Annotated in this window: 2 protein-coding genes and 1 pseudogene; all 3 read left to right on the top strand. The window is 64.3% G+C overall.

What is annotated here, in order from left to right; genetic code table 11:
- A pseudogene (locus ASG57_RS39530) lies at nt 1-318 on the top strand (DUF1522 domain-containing protein); the annotation flags it as partial.
- Between the two features lies 1 nt (nt 319).
- Nucleotides 320-684: flagellin (locus tag ASG57_RS38490; RefSeq protein WP_283806212.1), on the top strand; the 365-nt coding region annotated here is incomplete at its 5' end.
- 415 nt (nt 685-1099) lie between these two features.
- Nucleotides 1100-2117, top strand: a 1018-nt coding sequence (locus ASG57_RS31315) for a DUF1522 domain-containing protein (protein ID WP_156402874.1), incomplete at its 3' end; no start/stop codon positions are given.

Genomic DNA, 2117 nt, shown 5'->3' with positions numbered 1-2117 from the left:
GCTCGATCGGCGGTACGCTGACCACCGCGCTGACGTTCTCGACGGCTTCCAGCCCCGTCCAGGACACCGTTGCGCAGACGTCCCGTGCGAACCTGGTCAACCAGTACAACAACATTCTGCAGCAGATCGACTCGACTGCGCAGGACTCCTCGTTCAACGGCGTCAATCTCTTGAACGGCGACCAGCTCAAGCTGGTGTTCGACGAGACTGCAAAGTCGAGCCTCAGCATCACCGGCGTGACCTACAACTCCAAGGGTCTGGGCCTCGCTGCGCTGACCAGCGGTGTCGACTTCATCGACAACGCTGCCACCAACAAGGNACCTCAGCATCACCGGCGTGACCTACAACTCCAAGGGTCTGGGCCTCGCTGCGCTGACCAGCGGTGTCGACTTCATCGACAACGCTGCCACCAACAAGGTGCTGACCAACCTGAACACCGCGTCGAGCACGCTGCGTTCGGAAGCTTCGGCTCTGGGTTCGAACCTCACGATCGTGCAGGTGCGTCAGGACTTCAACAAGAACCTGATCAACGTGCTCCAGACCGGCTCGTCCAACCTGACCCTGGCCGACACCAACGTCGAGGCGGCCAATAGCCAGGCGCTGTCGACCCGCCAGTCGATCGCGGTCTCCGCGCTGTCGCTGGCCAACCAGTCGCAGCAGAGCGTGCTGCAGCTGCTCCGCTAACAAGCGGACAACATCGCTAGCCAAGACATCNTCGATCGCGGTCTCCGCGCTGTCGCTGGCCAACCAGTCGCAGCAGAGCGTGCTGCAGCTGCTCCGCTAACAAGCGGACAACATCGCTAGCCAAGACATCGCGGCGGGGCTTCGGCCCCGCCGCTTTTCTTTTAAGGCGAGGACGCCGACGACGCTTCAGAAAAGTAACCAGCGGTTATGGTTAATGGAGCGTAAGCGCGCAGAAATGCCAATGATTTCAGTCCGATTGGCGGTCTCGTTTGGACTGTCGAACGGTTTATGGTGAACCAGCGCTTAGACGAGCGCGCATCACTTCACCCTTTGTTAGCCATGTCACGGCACGCTGGTCCTGTCACTCGATCCGAAGCGATCGAACGAAGACGCGTAAACCAGAAGGGTAAGAGTTATGTCCGGTATTGTTCTCTCTGCGTCGGTTCGCCAGAACCTGCTCTCTCTCCAGTCCACCGCCGACCTCCTCGCCACCACGCAGAACCGTCTGTCGACCGGCAAGAGCGTCAACTCGGCCCTGGACAATCCCACCAACTTCTTCACCGCACAGTCGCTCGACAACCGTGCCAGCGACATCAACAATCTGCTCGATGGCATCGCCAACGGCGTGCAGGTGCTGCAGGCCGCCAACACCGGCCTGACCTCGCTGCAGAAGCTGATCGACAGCGCGAAGTCGATCGCCAACCAGGCGCTGCAGACCACGGTCGGCTATTCCACCAAGTCGAACGTCTCCACCACCATCTCGGGTGCGACGGCGGCCGACCTGCGCGGCACGACCTCCTATGCCAGCGCGACCGCGAGCAGCAACGTGCTCTACAACGGCACCGCCGGCGGTACGACGGCCGCGAGCGGCACCACGACGCTCGGCGCCAGCGGCACCACGACGCTCGGCGCCAGCATCGGCACCCTGACCGGTGCGGCGGCGACGGCCGGCGATGGCACCACCGCGCTGACCGGTGCGATCACCCTGATCGCGAACGGTGCGGCGACGGCGACCGGCCTGGTCGGCAACGCCCAGCCCGCTGACGGCGACACGCTGACCGTCAACGGCAAGACCATCACCTTCCGCGCGGGTTCTGCCCCGGCGAGCACCGCGGTTCCGACCGGCTCGGGCGTCAGCGGCAACCTCGTCACCGACGGCAGCGGCAACACCACCGTCTATCTCGGCACCACGGCTGCGCCGACTGCGACCGTCAGCGACCTGCTGACCGCGGTCGACCTTGCCAGCGGCGTCAAGACGGCTGCCATCAGCGCCGGTGCTGCGACGATCGCGACCAGCGCCAGCCAGACTGCCTCGAGCGTCGCTGCGGGCGCCGTCACGCTGAGGAGCTCGACGGGTGCGGATCTGTCCGTGACCGGACGCGCCGACCTGCTCAAGGAAGGCGACTTCAGGCAAGCAATCACCTTCCGGCGGG

This window comes from Bradyrhizobium sp. Leaf396, assembly GCF_001424605.1.
Taxonomy (GTDB): domain Bacteria; phylum Pseudomonadota; class Alphaproteobacteria; order Rhizobiales; family Xanthobacteraceae; genus Bradyrhizobium; species Bradyrhizobium japonicum_C.
The sequence above is the reverse complement of the archived record's forward strand: the minus strand, read 5'-3'. Positions and strand labels throughout refer to the sequence as shown.